The organism is Kitasatospora sp. NPDC059462, from assembly GCF_042749955.1.
Taxonomy (GTDB): domain Bacteria; phylum Actinomycetota; class Actinomycetes; order Streptomycetales; family Streptomycetaceae; genus Kitasatospora.
In genome coordinates this window covers 1-17,832 of sequence record NZ_JBHYUU010000168.1, presented here as the reverse complement: position 1 = coordinate 17,832, position 17,832 = coordinate 1, and the positions used below count along the sequence as shown (strand labels likewise).

Annotated in this window: 8 protein-coding genes; 4 read left to right on the top strand and 4 right to left on the bottom strand. The window is 75.8% G+C overall.

The window, feature by feature from the left end:
* Positions 1 to 129: 129 nt before the first annotated feature.
* Entirely contained in the window at positions 130 to 1,659 is a 1,530-nt protein-coding gene (locus tag ACFXAM_RS30685; RefSeq protein WP_380296170.1) for a M1 family metallopeptidase, read from the bottom strand.
* Positions 1,660 to 1,979: 320 nt separating this feature from the next.
* Between ACFXAM_RS30685 and ACFXAM_RS30680 the strand changes: the two genes are divergently transcribed.
* On the top strand, positions 1,980 to 2,873 hold the full coding sequence (locus ACFXAM_RS30680) for a carbohydrate kinase (protein WP_380296169.1): 894 nt from the start codon (positions 1,980 to 1,982) through the stop codon (positions 2,871 to 2,873).
* 1,022 nt (positions 2,874 to 3,895) lie between these two features.
* Here ACFXAM_RS30680 and ACFXAM_RS30675 read toward each other — a convergent pair.
* Both ACFXAM_RS30675 and ACFXAM_RS30670 read right to left on the bottom strand, forming a co-directional pair.
* Complete coding sequence (locus ACFXAM_RS30675; RefSeq protein ID WP_380296168.1) at positions 3,896 to 4,444, bottom strand: 2'-5' RNA ligase family protein; 549 nt, start codon at positions 4,442 to 4,444, stop codon at positions 3,896 to 3,898.
* Entirely contained in the window at positions 4,431 to 4,964 is a 534-nt protein-coding gene (locus ACFXAM_RS30670; RefSeq protein ID WP_380296166.1) for a GNAT family N-acetyltransferase, read from the bottom strand. The genes ACFXAM_RS30675 and ACFXAM_RS30670 overlap by 14 nt, the downstream gene beginning before the upstream one ends.
* 202 nt (positions 4,965 to 5,166) lie before the next feature.
* On the opposite strand from ACFXAM_RS30670, the gene ACFXAM_RS30665 reads away from it, so the two are divergent.
* The gene (locus ACFXAM_RS30665; RefSeq protein WP_380296164.1) at positions 5,167 to 6,078 is read left to right on the top strand and encodes a polysaccharide deacetylase family protein; all 912 of its coding nucleotides are present in this window, start codon (positions 5,167 to 5,169) and stop codon (positions 6,076 to 6,078) included.
* Between the two features lie 60 nt (positions 6,079 to 6,138).
* On the opposite strand, the gene ACFXAM_RS30660 is transcribed toward ACFXAM_RS30665, so the two are convergent.
* Positions 6,139 to 6,576 (bottom strand): YchJ family protein, encoded by a 438-nt coding sequence (locus ACFXAM_RS30660; RefSeq protein ID WP_380296163.1) that lies wholly within the window; start codon positions 6,574 to 6,576, stop codon positions 6,139 to 6,141.
* A 584-nt stretch (positions 6,577 to 7,160) separates the two neighbouring features.
* Here ACFXAM_RS30660 and ACFXAM_RS30655 point away from each other — a divergent pair.
* Both ACFXAM_RS30655 and ACFXAM_RS30650 read left to right on the top strand, forming a co-directional pair.
* On the top strand, positions 7,161 to 12,146 hold the full coding sequence (locus ACFXAM_RS30655) for an amino acid adenylation domain-containing protein (protein ID WP_380296162.1): 4,986 nt from the start codon (positions 7,161 to 7,163) through the stop codon (positions 12,144 to 12,146).
* A 106-nt stretch (positions 12,147 to 12,252) separates the two neighbouring features.
* The gene (locus tag ACFXAM_RS30650; protein ID WP_380296160.1) at positions 12,253 to 17,781 is read left to right on the top strand and encodes an amino acid adenylation domain-containing protein; all 5,529 of its coding nucleotides are present in this window, start codon (positions 12,253 to 12,255) and stop codon (positions 17,779 to 17,781) included.
* Positions 17,782 to 17,832: the final 51 nt, after the last annotated feature.

Genomic DNA, 17,832 nt, shown 5'->3' with positions numbered 1-17,832 from the left:
CGCCAAGGGCGCGCGCGGGGCGCCCGGGGGCACCGGCAGGGCGCGCCGGGCGGGACGGCCCGCCCGCCGCCCGCCGTCCGCACCACGCCCCGCCCGGGCGGCCCCGGAGAACCCCGCCGGCGCCCTCCGTCAGAGCGTCCCCGATCCGCGCGGCCCACCTCCCGTCCGCTCGGCGGCGCCGGGATCCACCGGGTCCACCGTCCAGTCGGGGTGACCGGGCATCGGCGGGGTCCGCTCGCCGTAGAGCCACTCGCGCAGGAAGTCGCCCAGCGGCTGCCCGGAGACCTCGTCGGCCGTGCGCAGGAAGTCGGCGGTGGTGGCGGTGCCGTGGCGGTGACGGTCCAGGAAGGCCCGCTCGATCCGGTCGAACACCTCCGCCCCGACCCGCTCCCGCAGGGCGAACAGCACCAGCGCGCCGCCGGTGTACCGCTGGCTGTCGAACAGCGTCGCGGCGGTCGGCACGGCCACCGGGCCGGAGTCGTGGCGCCACTGGTCGCCCTGGGCGTAGACCCTGCGCATCCGGTCGGTGAGCGTGGTCGAGCCGCCGGAGTCCGGCCAGCCGCGCTCGTAGCGGTACATCAAGCCGTAGAGGTCGGCATGGCCCTCGTTCAGCCAGAGATCGGCCCAGGTCCCCGGGGTGACGCTGTCACCGAACCAGGAGTGCACCAACTCGTGCATCATGTGCGAGCCGATCGTCCGCTCCGGCCCGCGCAGGAAGTCCGGCTTGTAGAGCGTCAGCGTCTGCGTCTCCAGCCCGGTGAAGCCGAACGCCGCCGGGTCGTCGGTGTCGGCGGGCAGCAGCCCGTACGTCTCCAGCGGGAACCGTCCGAGGTGCTGCTCCGCCCAGGCCAGCTGGCCGGGCGTCAGGGCCAGGGCCGGCTCCAGGTCCGTGGCGCGCGCCGTGGGCACGACGTCGCGCAGCGGCAGCCCGTCCGGGCCGCCGCGCTCGCGGACCGTGTAGCGGCCCACCGAGGCCTGCAGCAGCTCGGTCGCCATCGCCTCGCGCGAGACGTAGCGCCGGGTGGTGGTGCCGTCCGGGTGCGGCTCGGTGGCGGTGAGCCGTCCGTTGGCCACGCCGAGGAGGTCGTCCGGCGCGGTGACGGCGATCCGGAAGCGGGCCTTGTCGCCCGGCCGGTCGTTGCAGGGGAAGACGGTGTGCGCGCCGTCCGGCTGCCCGGCCACCGCGAAGCCGTCGGGCGTCACCACCCAGCCGGTGTGCGGCAGGGCGGCGCGGGGGTCGGCGCTGTACTCCACCTCCACCCGCAGCACGGCGCCCGCCCGCACCGGCCGGGCCGGCAGCACGGTCAGCTTCTCGCCGTGCGCCCGGAACCCGGCCGGGTGCCCGTCGACCCGGACGGCGTGCACGTCCAGGCCCAGCGCGTCCAGCTCCAGGCCCGTCAGCCGGGTCAGCGCGCGGGCGGTCAGCACGGTGGTGCCGTCCACCGTGCGGGTGGCGGGGCGGTAGTCGAACGCGAGGTCGTAGGCGAGCGCGTCGTAGGCGGTGGTGCCGAGCGAGGGGAACACGGGGTCCCCGGTGCCCGGTGCGCCCGCGAGGCCGGCGGCGGGGGCGCCGGCCGCCGGGGTCAGCGCGAGCGGGAGCGCCGCCAGCGCGAGCGCGGTGGCGAGGACAGGACGGTGTCCGGGCGGCACAGCGGTCACCTCGTCTCGTGTCGAACGGACCTGCTTCCGGTGAGCGATCCTCCGGGCACGGACCGTAGCAGAGGGCTCCGACAGTCCGGGCGACACGCGGCGTCCCCCGGACGGCCCATTGTGGTAGCCGGACGGCTGCGCAGTGTCATACCTTCGAAGAGCTCCGCCCCCTGACGGACGGGGCCACGGCCGCCGGAGCGCCTGGCCAGGACCGGCGGCCGTACTCTCATGCCCGCGCACCGTGCCGCCGCGCCCCGCCTCGTAGGCTGGGCAGCCGCGCCGGCCGCCCGCAGCCCCCGCCGGCGCACCGGACCGGCAGGAGCGAACCCGTGACCAGCCCGCACTTCGTGGTGATCGGCGAATGTGTCGCCGACGTCGTCCGCACCGACGGCGCGCCCGACACCGTCCACCCCGGCGGCAGCCCGGCCAACGTCGCGTACGGCCTGGCCCGGCTCGGGGAGCCGGTCGCGCTGCTCACCGAACTCGCCGACGACCCGTACGGCCGGTTGATCCGCGCCCACCTGGAGTCGGCCGGCGTCACGCTGCTGCGCGAGCCGGCGGGCGGGGACGGCGGCCCGCGCACCCCCTCGGCGGTGGTGCGGCTGGATGCCGGCGGGCGGGCGCACTACACCTTCGACATCGGCTGGACCCTCCCGCCGTTCGCGCTGCCCTTCCCGCCGGGACACCTGCACCTCGGCTCGATCGCCGCCGTCACGGAGCCCGGCGCGGCGGCCGTGCTCGCCCTGGTCGAGCGCTGGCGCGGCCGGGCGTCCGTCAGCTACGACCCGAACGTGCGGCCCGCGCTGATGGGCGAGCACGCCGAGGCCGTCCGCCGGGTCGAGCGCTGCGTGGCGCTGAGCGACCTGGTCAAGGCCAGCGACGAGGACCTCGCCTGGCTCTACCCCCACCGCACCCCGGAGGAGTCGGCCCGCCACTGCCTCGGCCTCGGCCCCGCCACCGTCGCGGTCACCCGCGGGCCCGCCGGGGCCTTCGCACTCACCGCCGACGGCCGCCACGCGGAGGCACCGGCCCGCCGCGTCGAGGTCGCCGACACCGTCGGCGCCGGTGACGCCTTCACGGCCGCCCTCCTGCACGCCCGCCACACCGGCGCCGACCTCGACACCGCCCTCCTCCGCGCCACCACCGCCGCCACCCTCACCGTCACCCGCCCCGGCGCCGCCCCGCCCGACCTCGTCGAACTGGCCGCCGCCCTGCGCGGCTAGGGCGCACCCTGCGGGCCCAGGCCGGGTCCGCCCTCCGGCGGGGAGGTGCCCCAGCGTGCCTCTGCCGCGGTCTCGTCCGGCCTGGTCCGTAGGACGTGGGCTCGCCCTGTCGTTCGGATCGGGTCAGGCGGTCGTCGCCGGGGTGCGCACGCCCCGGTCTCCGGTCTGGAGGTGGCCCCGCCTCCGGACCGCCGGTGCACGCAGGCCTGGGGTGCCCCAGGCCGACGCCCACGGGTCCGACGTGGTCCGGGAGAGGCCTGAGGGCGTGCCTTGTGGCCCGGGCCGGGGGTGCCGCACCGCAGGGACTCTGCCGCGGTCTCGTCCGGCCTGGCACGCCCCGGTCTCCGGTCCGGAGGTGGCCCCGCCTCCGGACCGCCCATGCACGCGCGCCTGGGGGTACCCCTGGCAGGCGCCCACGGGTCCGACGTGGTCCGGGAGAGGCCCGGGGGCGTTCCTTGTGGCCCGGGCCGGGGGTGCCGCACTGCAGGGACTGCGCTGCGGTCTCGTCCGGCCCGGTCCGTAAGACGTGGGCTCGCCCTGTCGTTCGGATCGCGTCAGGCGGTCGTCGCTGGGGCGCTTACGCCCTCGGTCTCCGGTCTGGAGGTGGCCCCGCCTTTGGACCGCCGGTGCACGCACGCCTGGGGTACCCCAGGCCGAAGGCTGGGGAGACCCCCACAGGTCCGAGACGGTCCGGGAGAGGCCCGAGGGCGTGCCTTGTGGCCCGGGCCGGGTCCGCGGACGCCGGGGCATGCGCGCCCCCGGCCCGGTGGCCGGGAGGCGCCTCACCGCACGGACTGCGCTGCGGCCGCGTCCGGTCTGATCGAGACCGACGCTCGCCCCGGCAGGAGGGCGGCGGTTCGAGTGGGGTCGTGGTGGTCTACGGCTGGGTGCGTCGGTCGGTGGTGGGGCCCAGGGGGCGGGGGTGCTGGGTGTCGGTGTCGAGGGTGGTGGCCGTGGAGGGGGGTGGGCGAGGGGGAGGGGGCCCGGCAGGAGGGCGGCGGTTCGGGTGGGGTCGTGGTGGTCTACGGCCGGGTGTGTCGGTCGGTGGCGGGGCCCAGGGGGCGGGGGTGCTGGGTGTCGGTGTCGAAGGTGCGGGCGGTGTCGAGGGTGCCGGTGAGGTCGGGGTGGCGGCCGAGGAGGGTGTGGGCGAGGGTGACGGCGTCCGGGGGGAGGCGGCGGGTGAGGCCGAGGTGGGGGGACCAGCGGCCGGGGACGTAGTGGGGGTCGGGGTACTCGGCGTGCTCCAGGACCTCCCAGACCCGGTGGTGCAGCTGCATCAGCTCGACCGTCGGGACGACCGACCAGCTGAGCACCCGGCGCTTGCTGCGGGCGGAGAAAGAGAGCAGACCGGTCAGCCGGACGGTCAGCGGCAGGGCGTCGGCGAGGGGTTCGTCGAGCCGGTCGGCCGCCCCGGCGGGCATCCGGGCGCAGGCGGCCAGGGTGAGGTGGGGGCGGTGGCCGGGGTGCGGGTTGTGGGCGAGGCTGTCCACCCCGCCGTCGGCGAGCTGCTGCCAGACCGCGCGCACGGCGCGGTCGAGCGGAGGGTCGCAGAGCAGCTCAACGGTCTGCACGGGCGAGATCCTTGGCGTACCAGACCTCGGCGTAGCGGCGGTCGGTGTAGGCGGGGATCTCCCGGTAGCCGTGCCGGGTGTACAGCGCGCGGGCCTCCACCAGGTCGAGCCGGGTGTCCAGCACGATCCGCTCGGCGCCGAGCGCCCGTGTCGCCGCGTCGACGGCGGCCATCAGCCGCGCTCCGCCGCCGGTGCCGCGCCGGGCCGGGCGGATGTAGACCCGGGTCAGCTCGACGGTGGCGGCGTCGACGACCCGCAGTCCGGCGCAGCCGGCGGCCTCGCCGCCGTAGCGCCCGAGCAGGAAGACGCCGGTGGGCGGCGCGAGGTCGTCGCTGGGCGAGCCGGCGAGGCCGGTCTCGATCTCCTCGGGCGTGCCCTCCCGGCCGAGGTGCAGCCGGTAGTAGCTGTTGGCCACGTCGATGTAGTAGTCGCGCAGCAGCGCGAGGGACTCCGCGGACCCGACGTCGGCGGGCGCGATCGCCCAGGGTTCGGTCGTACATCGCTGCGTGCTGATCGTCATGGGCGCATTATCGGGCGCCCGCCGCTCCTGCCGCGAGCCGTTTTCGATCATCCCGCCGCCGGTCGGCCGGGCGGGTGACGGGGGGATTGGGTGACCGGCGTGGCGGGGGAGCAGTGGGGCTATGGACAGGTCATCAGATAGTCGTACTAGTGGGGGGTTGGCGGGGCGGAGGCGCGGGTGGGGACGGAACGGGCTGGCCGCCGTGGTGTGCCTGGCCGCCGCGGTGGCGGGCTGCGGCGGCCCCGGCGGGGGCGGGGAGGTGCACCAGGCCGGGCGCACCGGGGCGAGCGCGGCGGCGGACCGCGGCGTGCCGCGCCCTCCCGTCGTGCCGGTGGTGCTGCCGGGGCCGGCCCGGGCGGAGGAGGAGACCAGCAGCGAGGCGGTGGCCCGCCGGGCGGAGGCCGCCAGGGCGGTGCTGGAGACCGCGGCGCGCTGGGGCCTGGCGCGGCCGCCGTTGCCGGCCCCGCCGCGCCCGGCGAGCCGGCCCGAGCTGGTCGCCGCCCCGGGGGTGAAGCTCGCGGACGGGGTGCCGCCGGTGGTCTACCGGGTGCCCACCGACGAGCGGATCGTCTTCCTGACCGTGGACGACGGCGCCGAGAAGGACCCGGAGTTCAACCGGATGGCGGCCGAGCTGGGCATCCCGCTGTCGACCTTCGTCGCCGACTACCTGGCCCGCCCCGACTACGGCTACTTCCGCGCACTCGCCGCGCAGGGCGACGCGGTGAACAACCACACCATCAACCACCGCAACCTCAAGGTGCTCGGGTACGGCACCCAGCGCGAGGAGATCTGCCGCCAGCAGGACCAGCTGGAGGAGCAGATCGGCACCCGCCCGCGGCTGTTCCGCCCGCCGTACGGCGAGTACAACGAGGACACCCTGCGGGCCGCCGCCTCCTGCGGGATCGAGGCGGTGCCGCTGTGGAACGAGGAGGCGTTCCCGGACCGCGTCGAGTACCGCTACGAGGACCGGCGGCTGCACCCGGGCGACATCATCCTCACCCACTTCCGCGGCACCGACCTGTGGAGCGGCACCATGCCGGACCTGCTGCGCAAGGTGGTCGACGAGGTGACCGCCCAGGGCTTCGCGCTGGCCCGGCTCGACGACTACCTCTAGGGCGGCCGGCTCCGGGGCGGTCGCCTCCGGGGCGACTGCTGACGGGCCCGCGCGGGGGCGTCAGTCCAGCGCGAGGGCGTCCAGGTACACCCAGGCGCCCTCGTGCCGCACGAACCGGCTGTGCTCGGTGAGGACGCCCTCCTCCCGCCCGTCCGCGTAGTGGGCGCGGAAGGCCACCGTGCCCTCGGCGTGGAACGGCCCGCCCTCGGTGGTGGAGAGCACCTCCAGCCGCAGCCAGCGCAGCCCCGGGTCGAAGTCCACCGAGTCCGGCCGGCTGTCCGGGTGCCAGGTGCGCAGCAGGTAGGCCTCGTCCCGGGCGGCGAAGGCGCTGTAGCGCGAGCGCATCAGCGCCTCCGCGGTGGTCGCCGCGGCCTGGCCGCGGTGCAGCCGGCCGCAGCACTCGGCGTAGCTGGCGGGCAGGCCGCAGGGGCAGGGCGAGGACGGCAGCAGGCGCGGGGCGGGCGCGGCGGCGCGGGCGGGGGAACGGCGTCGGGACATGGGTCCATTCTGGCGCCTCGTGGGGGTGGTGTGCGCCGGGCGTCCGGTCCGGGGTCGTCCCGGACCGCCGTGGGCGGGGGCCCGGGACGGGGGCGGGCGCCGGACCGGGGCCGGGACGCGGCCGGTGCCCCAGGCGCCCGGGACAGCGGGTGACGGACCGTGGGAGGCGCACCCGGTACCCGCCGCGCCGGTCCCGTCCGCAGCCTCCCGGGAGCCTCCCCGGAGCCTCATGACCCCCCATCTGTTTGACTGTCCTCGGACAATGTAAAGTCCGGAAATCTGCTTGCGGCGTCGGCAGGACGCACGGGTGGCGTAGCTGACGGACCGTTGGCGAAACCGTAGCGGTCCGAACTGACCCTGCCAAGGGGGCGTCGAGGGGACTGACAATCTGTAAGAAATCGCCAACGAACCGTCACGCTTCAGCACCGCTGACGGGGGAGAAGGGGGTGATCTTTCCGGCATATCGAACGAGTGACGGAAATGTGCTGGTGATTCGTAGATCTTTACCCCACCATCTCCCAGGGCACACCGCCCATTTCTCGCCGACCACAAGTCGATGCAGCAGCACCCCTCGGGAGAGAGTGATGAGTTCGACGGGACTTCCCCCGCTGGATCCGGCCGCCCCTCTGGCCGCCCTGGTTTCCGCGCAGGTCAGACGAACACCGGACGCCACCGCCGTGATCGACGGCACGCGCCGGCTGACCTACCGTGAACTGGACGCCGCGGCGGACGCCATGGCGGGCCGGCTGGCCGCCGCCGGTGTCCGGGCCGAGACCCTCGTCGGGGTCTGCCTACCGCGCACGGCGGACCTCGTGGTCAGTCTTCTGGCGGTGCTGCGGGCCGGCGGCGCGTACGTGCCGCTCGACCCGGCGTACCCGCGCGACCGCCTCGAACTGGTCGTCGGCGACGCGCAGGCCCCCGTCGTGGTCACCGACCGCGCCCACGAGCACCTGCTGAACGGTGCCGGCGCCACCCTCCTGTACGTCGACGGCGAGAGCCCCTCCGCCCCGCTCGACCCGGCCGCCGAGCGCCCCACCACCGGTGACGCCACCACCGACGCGCTCGCCTACGTGCTCTACACCTCCGGCTCCACCGGCCGCCCCAAGGGCGTCTCGGTCACCCAGCGCGGCGTCAACGCCATGCTCCGCTGGGCCGCCGGCACCTACACCGCCGCCGACCTCGCCGGCGTGCTCTTCGGCACCTCCGTGTGCTTCGACATCTCGGTGTACGAGCTGTTCCTCCCGCTCTCCGTCGGCGGCACGATCATCGTCGCGGAGAACGTCCTGGCCCTGCCCGAGCTGCCCGCCCGGGACGAGGTCACCCTGGTCAACACCGTGCCCAGCGCCATGGCGGCGCTGCTGCGCGGCGACGGCCTTCCCGGCGGCGGGGGTCTGCCGGGCACCGTGCGCGTGGTCAACCTGGCCGGCGAGGCGCTGCCCCGCCACCTGGCCGACAAGGTCTACGCCCAGCCCCGGGTCGAGCGTCTCTACAACCTGTACGGGCCCACCGAGGACACCGTCTACTCCACCTGGTCGCTGGTCACCCGCGACGGCACCGGCGAGCCGGTCATCGGCCGCCCGCTCGACGGCACCCTCGGCCACGTCCTGGACGAGCAGCGGATACCCGTGCCCGACGGCGGCATCGGCGAGCTCTATCTCTCCGGCGAGGGCCTGGCCCGCGGCTACCACGGCCGCCCCGACCTCACCGAGGAGCGCTTCGTCCACGTCGACGGCCTGCGCTGCTACCGCACCGGCGACCTGGTGCGCCGGCTGCCCGACGGCGACCTGGAGTACCACGGGCGCGTCGACCACCAGGTGAAGGTCCGCGGCTTCCGCGTCGAGCTCGGCGAGATCGAGGCCGTGCTCGCCACCCACCCCGCCGTCGAGTCCGCCGCCGCCGTCGTCCAGCGCGACGAGGCCGGCGACTACCTGGCCGCCTTCGTCCAGCCCGCCGCCGGCGCCGCCGAGCCGACGCCCGCCGAGCTGCGCGCCCACTGCGCCGCCGCCCTGCCCGGCTACATGGTGCCGCTGGCCGTCGCCGTCCTGGAGACGATGCCGCTCACCCCGAACGGCAAGACCGACCGCAAGGCGCTGCCCCCGGTCGCCCGCAGCCGCGCCGGGCACGAGCTGTTCGTCGCCCCCCGCACCCCCGTCGAGACCCGGATCGCCGAACTCTGGCAGGGCCTGCTCGGCGTGCCGGAGGTCGGCGTCCACGACGTCTTCCTCGACCTCGGCGGCCACTCGCTGCTCGCCGCCGGCCTGCTCGCCCGGGTCGAGCGCGAGTTCGGCACCCGGGTGCCGCTCGCCGAGTTCTTCGCCGCCCCGACCGTCGCCTCCCTCGCCGTGCGGGTCGCCAACGGCGGCGGCGGACGGGCCTCCGTCGAGCCGCCCCGGCGCCGGGCCGACCTGCCCGCCCGCGCCACCGACTTCCAGCACGAGCTGTGGCTGCACGAGTCGATGCAGCCGCACACCCCGCTCTACAACGTGCCGCTGCGGATCCGCGCCGAGGGCGCCCTCGACCGCGAGGCGCTCGGCCGCGCGCTCACCGAGGTCGTCCGCCGCCACGAGGCGCTGCGCACCGCCCTGAACGGGGCCGCGATCCCCACCGAGCACGACCCGGTCGTCGCCGACGTCCGCCCGCCCTACACCGTCGAGGTCCCGCTGCTCGACCTCACCGGGCCGCACGGCGCGGCGCCCGACGAGGAGACGATCGACGACGCGCTGCGCGCCGAGGCCGCCCGCCCGCTCGACCTGCCGGGCGGCCGGCTGCTGCGCGCCCTCGCCCTGCGCACCGGCGAGGACCGGCACGAGCTGCTGTTCACCGTGCACCACGCCGCGATGGACGGCTGGGCCGCCGGGCTGTTCCTCGCCGAGGTCGCCCGCGCCCACCAGGACGGCGAACTGCCCGAGCCCGCGCTCCAGCTGTCCGACGTCGCGCGCTGGGAGGAGCTCAACGTCGCGGCCGGCCGCGAGGCCGCCGAGCGCTGGGGCCGGCGGCTGCGCGGCATCGAGGGCGACCAGCACCTGCCCGGCGACCGTCCGCACCCCAACCCGCAGGACATCGCCGGCCGGAGGATCGCCCGCCGGCTCGACGCCGGCCTCGTCGGCGGCGTCGAGAAGTGGGCCGCCCAGGAGGGCGCCAGCCTCTACATGGCGGTGCTCGCCGCACTCGGCGGCGTGCTGCACCGCTACACCGGCCGCACCGACGTCGCCGTGCTCAGCCCCTTCGCCGTCCGCCCGGTGCCCGAGCTGGAGACGGTGCTCGGCTCGCTGATCAACACCGTCGCGCTGCGCTTCGACGTGGCCGGCACCGACACCTTCCGCGAACTGCTCGCCCGGGTCCGCCCGACCGTCCTGGAGGCCGCCGAGCACAGCGGCCACCCGTTCGTCGACCACGCCCGCCGCTCCGGCGGCTCGGCCGGCCTCACCGCCTCGCCGATCTCCCAGGTGCTGCTGGCCGTCCAGAACCACCCGGTGCCCGGCGTGCGACTGCCCGGCCTCGACCTGACGTTCGTCGCCGAGGTGTGCAACAGCACCGCGAAGACCGACCTCTCGCTGTTCCTGGAGTTCCCGGCCGACGGCCCGCTGCTGTCCGCCGAGTTCCGGACCTCCCGCTACGAGGAGCGCTCCGTGCGCGCGGCACTCGACCACCTGGTCGCGCTGCTCGCCGCCGCCGTCGCCGAACCCGACCGCCCGCTCGGCGAGCTCGCCATGCTCTCCGCCGCCGAACTCGCGGCGGAGGAGCCGGTCAACCGCACCGAGGCGCCGGTCCCCGACGCCCGGCTGCACGAGCTGGTCGCCGCCAGTGCCGCCCGCACCCCGGACGCGCCCGCCGTGGCCGCCGCCGACGGCACCCTCAGCTACGCCGAACTCGACGCCGCCGCCAACCGGCTGGCCCACCTGCTGGCCGCCCGCGGCGCGGGCCCCGGCAGCCTGGTGGCCGTCGCCGTGCGGCGCGGCAGGCTGCTGCCCGCCGCCCTGCTCGGCGTGCTGCGCAGCGGCGCCGCCTACCTGCCGCTCGACGTCGACCAGCCGCTCGCCCGCAACCGGGGCGTGCTCGACGACGCCGGGGTCACCCTGCTGGTCGCCGAGACCGCCACGGCCGGCGACGAGCTGCTGCACGGCCGCGCGAGCGCCCTGGTGGACGGCCCCGAGCACGCCGCGGCCCCCGCGGTCGCGCCGGCCGTCACCGTCGGCCCGGAGGACCCGGCCTACCTGTTGTACACCTCCGGCTCCACCGGCCGCCCCAAGGGCGTCGCCGTGCCGCACCGCGCGATTGTCAACTTCCTCACCTCGATGGGCCGCGAACCCGGCCTCACCGAGCGGGACGTGATGGCCGCCGTCACCACCGTCACCTTCGACATCGCCGGCCTGGAACTGTGGCTGCCGCTGGTCACCGGTGCCCGGGTGGAGATCGCCGACCGCGCCACCGCCACCGACGGCGCCGCGCTCGGCGCCTGGATCGAGAAGCAGGGCGTCACCCACGTCCAGGCCACCCCCGCCACCTGGCGGATGCTGCTGGAGGCCGGCTGGGACGGCCACCCCGGGCTGACCGCCCTGTGCGGCGGCGAGGCGCTCACCGCCGACCTCGCCCTGGCGCTCCTCGGCCGGGTCCGCGCGCTGTGGAACCTGTACGGCCCGACCGAGACCACCGTCTGGTCGACCGCCCAGCAGGTCACCCCCGAACTCGCTGCCCACGGCGGCGTGGTGGCCCTCGGCGCGCCGATCGCCAACACCCGGCTGCACCTGCTCGGCCCCTCCGGGCAGCCCGTCCCGGTCAACGGCATCGGCGAGCTGTGCATCGCCGGCACCGGCGTCGCGCTCGGCTACCACGGCCGGCCCGACCTGACCGCCGAGCGGTTCACCCCCGAACCGGGCCGCACCGACGGCGCGCTGATGTACCGCACCGGCGACCTCGCCTGCCGCCGCGCCGACGGCCGCCTGGAGTACCACGGCCGCGCCGACGCCCAGGTCAAGCTCCGCGGCTTCCGCATCGAGCTGGGCGAGATCGAGGCCGCGCTCACCGCCGTCCCCGGCGTGACCGCGGGCGCCGCCCGGCTCGTCGAGACCCCGGCCGGCCCGGCCCTGGCCGGCTACGCCGTCGCCCCGGGCCTCACCGAGGACGCGCTGCGCACCGCCCTGGTCGAGCGGCTGCCCGACTACATGGTGCCCGCCGGCCTCGTCCTGCTCGACGCCCTGCCGCTGACCCCGGCCGGCAAGGTCGACCGGGCCGCCCTGCCCGTGCCGCAGCTCGGCGGCGCCGGCGCCCCGCCCGAGGGCGACTGCGAGGAACTGCTCGCCGACCTGTGGATCGAGGTCCTCAAGGTCGAACGGGTCTCCCGGCACGACGACTTCTTCGCGCTCGGCGGCCACTCGCTGCTCGCCACCCGGCTGCTCGCCAGGATCCGGGACACCTTCGAAACCGAACTGCCGCTGCGCGTCGTCTTCGAGGACCGGACCCTGGCCGCCCTCGCCCGCCGCGTCGAGGAGCGCCTGCTGGAGGAGATCGACGACCTCGACGACCTCGGCGACGACCTCGGCCCCGACGAGACCGCCGGGAGCGCCCAGTGATCCACCGCACCGAATCCGGAACCACCGGCAACTCCGGGGAGTCCGGAACCACCGACGCACGCACGGCCGCCGGCGACACCGGCGCCCGAACGGGGGAGACCACCGCATGACCGACCAGCCCACCGCCGGGACCGTCCCGGAACCGGATCCCGCCGCCAGACGGCAGGAACTGCTGCGCCGCCGCCTCGCCAAGGCCAAGGCCGCCAAGGCGGCGGCCGCGGCCGGCGGCACCGACCGCCACGGCATCGCCCCGCGCCCCGAGGGCACCCCGGCACCGCTCTCCTCGGCCCAGCGCCGGATGTGGTTCCTCGCCCAGTACGAGCCGGACAGCGCCGCCTACCACATCCCGCTCGCCCTCCACCTGGACGGCGAGCCCGACGAGGCCGCCCTCGGCGTCGCCCTCACCGACGTCCTCGCCCGGCACGAGGTGCTCCGCACCGTCTACCCGGAGGTCGACGGCGAGGTCCGCCCCGAGACCCTGCCCGCCGACCGGTTCACCCTCACCACCGCCGACGTCCCCGCCGACCGGGTGGACGCCTGGCTGGAGACCGAGGCCCGCAGGCCCTTCGACCTCGCCGCCGACCTGCCGCTGCGCGCCGCCCTGCTGCGCACCGGCGACGGCGCCGTGCTCAGCCTGGTGCTGCACCACATCGCGGCCGACGGCTGGTCGATCGGCGTGCTCTTCGGCGACCTCGCCGCCGCCTACGGCGCCCGTCGCGCCGGAGCCGCCCCGGCGTTCGAGCCGCTGGCCGTCCAGTACGCGGACGTCGCGCACTGGCAGCAGACCGAGCTCGCCGCCGAACTCGACCGCCAGCAGGCCTGGTGGCAGGAGCGCCTGCGCGGCGCCACCGCCACCGTCACGGTGCCCGCCGACCGGCCGCGGCCCGCCGTCGCCGGCACCGCGGGCGCCCGGTTCACCGAGGAGCTCGGCGCCGAGCGCAGCCGCCGGGTGCGCACCCTCGCCGAACAGACCGGCACCACCGTCTACATGGTGCTGCTGGCCGCCCTGCAGACCGTCCTCGGCCGCTACACCGGCAGCGAGGACGTCACCGTCGGCACCCCGATCGCCGGTCGCACCCGCAGCGAGACCGAGCCGCTGGTCGGCTGCTTCGTCAACACCCTGGCGATGCGCACCGACCTCTCCGGCGACCCGACGGTCCGCGAGCTCCTGGAGCGCGTCAAGGACGCCACCCTCGGCGCCTACGGCCACCAGGACCTGCCGTTCGAGCGGCTGATCGACGCCCTCGGCCTGGAGCGGGAACTCGCCCACACCCCGCTGTTCCAGGTCCTGCTGAACGTCCACAACCAGGCCGAGGCCCGCCCCGAGCTGCCCGGGCACGAGGTCAGCTGGAGGCCGGTCGGCACCGACACCGCCAAGTTCGACCTCTCGGTCGCCGTCGTCGACACCGGCGGCGAGCTCGCCGCCGACCTGGTCTGGCGCACCGAGCTGTACGACGAGGCGACCGTCCGCCGGGTCTTCGGCCACCTCACCACGGTGCTCGACGCGATGGCCGCCGGCCCCGACCGCCCGCTCGCCGACCTGCCCCTGCTCACCCCGTCCGAGCAGCGGCAGCTCGCCGTCTGGGACGACGAGACCGAGCGCGGCTGGGACCTCGACGGCACCCTGCACGCCCTGGTCGAGGAGCAGGCCAGCCGCACCCCCGACGCGCCCGCCGTGCGCGGCGCCGACGGCGTGCTCAGCTACGCCGAACTCGACCGGCGCGCCAACGCGCTGGCCCACCGGCTGCGCGCGCACGGCGTCGGCCCGGACCGCCCGGTCGGCCTGCTGGTCGAGCGGTCCGCCGCCCTCGTCGTCGGCATGCTCGGCATCCTCAAGGCCGGCGGCGCCTACCTGCCGCTCGACCCGGTCTACCCGGACGGGCGCATCCACGCCCTGCTCGACGCGTCCGGGGCCGCCGCCGTCGTCACCACCGACGACCTGCGCGAGCGGCTCACCGGGGACCTCCCGGTGGTCGTCCCGGACGGCGAGGAGCGCGCCGACGCGCCCGCGGCGGACGTCCGCCCCGAGCACCTCTGCTACCTCATCTTCACCTCCGGGTCCACCGGCGCCCCCAAGGGCGTCGCCGTCGAGCACCGCAACTACCGCAACTACCTGCACGGCCTGCGCGAGCGGATCGGCGGCGACCAGCAGGGCTGGAACTGGGCGCTGGTCTCCACCTTCGCCGCCGACCTCGGCACCACCAACGTGTTCGGCGCGCTCACCGGCGGTGGCTGCCTGCACCTGCTGACCCGTGACCAGGCCACCGACCCGGACGCCTTCGCCGCCTACGTGGCCGAGCACCGGATCGACGCCATGAAGCTGGTCCCCAGCCACCTGGAGGGCCTGGCCGCGCTCGGCACCGGCCTCGGCGCGATCCTCCCCGCCCGGCTGCTGATCTGCGCCGGCGAGGCGCTGCGGCCCGACCTGGTGGACCGGATCCGGGCCGCCCGGCCCGACCTGCCGCTGCACAACCACTACGGGCCCACCGAGACCACCGTCTCGATGCTCGGCGCGCCGGTGCCCGCCGACCTCGGCGACGCGGCCACCGCGCCGCTCGGCCGGCCCTTCGGCAACGTCCGCGCCCACCTCCTGGACGCCCGCCGCCGCCCCGTCCCGGTCGGCGTCCCCGGTGAGCTGTACGTCTCCGGCGGCGGCGTCGCCCGCGGCTACCTCGGCCGCGACGACCTCACCGCCGAGCGCTTCCTGGAGGTGGACGGCCGCCGTGCCTACCGCACCGGCGACCTGGTCCGCCGCCGCCCCGACGGCGCCGTCGAGTTCCTCGGCCGGATCGACCAGCAGGTCAAGATCCGCGGCTTCCGGGTCGAGATCGGCGAGGTCGAGGCCGAGCTGACCGCCCGTCCCGAGGTGCGCGAGGCCGTCGTGGTCGCCCGCGGCGAGGGCGCCGCCCGTTCCCTGGTCGGCTACCTGGTGCCCGCCGACCCGTCCGCCGCGCCCGAGCCGGGCGAGCTGCGCGCCGCGCTGCGCACCCGGCTGCCCGACTACATGGTCCCGGCCGCCCTGGTCGTCCTGGACGCCCTGCCGCTGAACGCCAACGGCAAGGTCGACCGGGCCGCGCTGCCCGAGCCGGTCGCCGCCCAGCCGGTCTCCGGCGGCGGCGAGCTGACCACGGACACCGAGCACGCGGTCGCCGACGTCTACCGCCAGGTGCTGGAGGCCGGGGAGATCGGCGCCGCCGACGACTTCTTCGCCCTCGGCGGCGACTCCTTCTCCGCCGTGCGCGCGGTGCGCCTGATCGGTGACGGCCTGTCGGTCATCGACCTCTTCCAGCACCCGACCGTCCGCGAGCTCGCCGCACTGATCGACGCCCGGGCCGGCGGCACCGCCGACGAGGGCCCGCGCACCCTGCTGCACAAGCTCACCCGCGGCAACGCCCCCGCCCGGATCAACGTGGTCTGCGTCCCCTACGGCGGCGGCAGCCCGATCACCTTCCAGCCGCTCGCCGACGCGCTGCCCGACGGGCACCGGCTGTACGCCGTCGAGCTGCCCGGCCACGACCCGAGCCGGCCCGACGACGAGCTCGCCGAACTCGCCACCCTCGCCGACACGCTGACCGCCCAGGTGCTGGAGAAGGTCGACGGCCCGGTGCTGCTCTACGGCCACTGCCTGGGCGGCGCGCTCGCCACCGCCCTCGGCTCGCGGCTGGAGGCGGCCGGCGTCGACCTGCGCGGCCTCGCGCTCGGCGGCACCTTCCCCGCCGCCCGGCTGCCCGGCCGCTTCGCCGAGTGGATGGCGCGCCGGATGCCGGGCGACCGGGTGCTGTCCAACCGTGGCTACCTCGAATACCTGCGCGCCATGGGCGGCTTCACCGACGTCTACGACCAGGCCGAGCAGGACTTCCTGGTCCGGGCACTGCGCCACGACGTCCGGCAGGCCGAGGACTTCTACACCCGCGCCTACGGGGACGAGCGGCCGGAGAAGATCGGGGCCCCGATCCTGTGCGTGGTCGGCGAGAAGGACCGCGCCACCCAGCTCTACGAGGAGCGCTACGCCGAGTGGGAGCACTTCGGCGACCGCGTCGACCTCGCGGTCGTGCCGCGCGCCGGGCACTACTTCCTCAAGCACCAGGCCGACGAGCTCGCCCGGGTGCTGGCGGAGTTCGCCGCCACCGGCACGATCTCCGACCCGGCCGCGGTCAAGCGCCCGGCCGCCCGGGCCGAGCTGGGCATCTTCGCCAAGGTGGCGATCGGCCAGTTCGTCTCGATGATCGGCACCAGCCTGTCGACCTTCGCGCTCGGCGTCTGGGTCTACCAGCAGACCAACTCGGCCTTCGACTTCGCGATGATCTCGTTCATCGCGGTGCTGCCGGCCGTCCTGCTGCTGCCGGTCGCCGGCGCCCTCGCCGACCGGGTCGACCGGCGCAAGATCATGATCGCCACGGACACCGTGGCCGCCGCCGGCATGCTCAGCCTCGGTCTGCTGCTCTGGGCCGACCTGCTGGAGATCTGGCACATCTACGTAGTGGCCTGCATCGGCTCCACCTGCGGAGCCTTCCAACGGCCCGCGTACCTCGCCTCGATCACCCAGCTGGTGCCCAAGCGCTACCTCGGACAGGCCAACGGCCTCGCCCAGCTCGGCACCGGCGCCGGCGACATGATGGCCATCCTGGCCGGCGGCGTCCTGGTCTCCCTGGTCGGCCTGCACGGCGTCGTGCTGTTCGACATGGCCACCTTCCTGATCGGCGTCACCTGCCTGCTGCTGGTCCGCTTCCCGGACGCCCTGTTCGACAAGCAGGAGGAGCCGCTCTGGCGGGAGGTCGTCACCGGCTGGCGGTACATCGCGCGCCGCCACAGCCTGGTCGCCATGGTGGTCTTCTTCGTGGTGTTCAACTACCTGTTCGCCGTCGCGACCGTGCTCGTCACCCCGATGGTGCTGGCCACCGGAACGCCCTTCCAGCTCAGCGTCATCACCGCCCTCGGCGGCCTCGGCGCGATGATCGGCGCCCTGGTCATGGGCCTGTGGGGCGGCACCCGCCGCCGCACCGTCGGCATGATCGGCTTCACCTCGGTGGTCGGCCTCGCCGCCGTCCTCACCGGCAGCCGCCCCGAGACCGCCCTCACCGCCTGCGGACTCTTCGTCCTCTGGGCGTCCATGATGATCCTGAACTCGCACTGGATGTCGCTGATCCAGACCAAGGTCGGGATGGAGCTCCAGGGCCGGGTGCTGGCCACCAACCAGATGCTGGCCATGTCGATGATGCCGCTCGGCTTCCTCACCGCGGGCCCGCTGTCCGACCACGTCTTCGAGCCGCTGATGCGCCCCGGCGGCGCGCTCGCCGACTCGGTCGGCCTGGTGCTCGGCACCGGACCCGGCCGCGGCGCCGGCCTGCTGCTCGTCGTGGTCGGCCTGGTGCTCTTCGTCTGGGGCCTGCTGGGCCTGGCCTACCGTCCGCTGCGCCTGCTGGAGGACATCCTCCCGGACGCGCTGCCGGACGCCGAGATCGGCGACAAGGACGCCATCCAGGCCGAGGCCGACCGGCAGCTCGCCCTCGCCGAGGCCGCCCGGAAGGGCCGCGCCCCGGGTGCCGTGCGGGTGCCGCGCCCGTCCGGCACGCCCGAGCCGGTCGAGGACGACGACTCGGACGACCGGGTGCACGCCTCCACCGGCCGCCGGTAGGCCGTCCCCCGGAAACGCCGGCGCCCCCGTCCCCTCCTCGCAGGGGGCGGG

Excerpts from the sequence above, each read along its gene's own strand:
- ACFXAM_RS30655 (WP_380296162.1), top strand. The coding sequence starts at position 7,161 with ATGAGTTCGACGGGACTTCCCCCGCTGGATCCGGCCGCCCCTCTGGCC.
- ACFXAM_RS30670 (WP_380296166.1), bottom strand. The coding sequence starts at position 4,964 with ATGACGATCAGCACGCAGCGATGTACGACCGAACCCTGGGCGATCGCG.
- ACFXAM_RS30660 (WP_380296163.1), bottom strand. The coding sequence starts at position 6,576 with ATGTCCCGACGCCGTTCCCCCGCCCGCGCCGCCGCGCCCGCCCCGCGC.
- ACFXAM_RS30650 (WP_380296160.1), top strand. The coding sequence starts at position 12,253 with ATGACCGACCAGCCCACCGCCGGGACCGTCCCGGAACCGGATCCCGCC.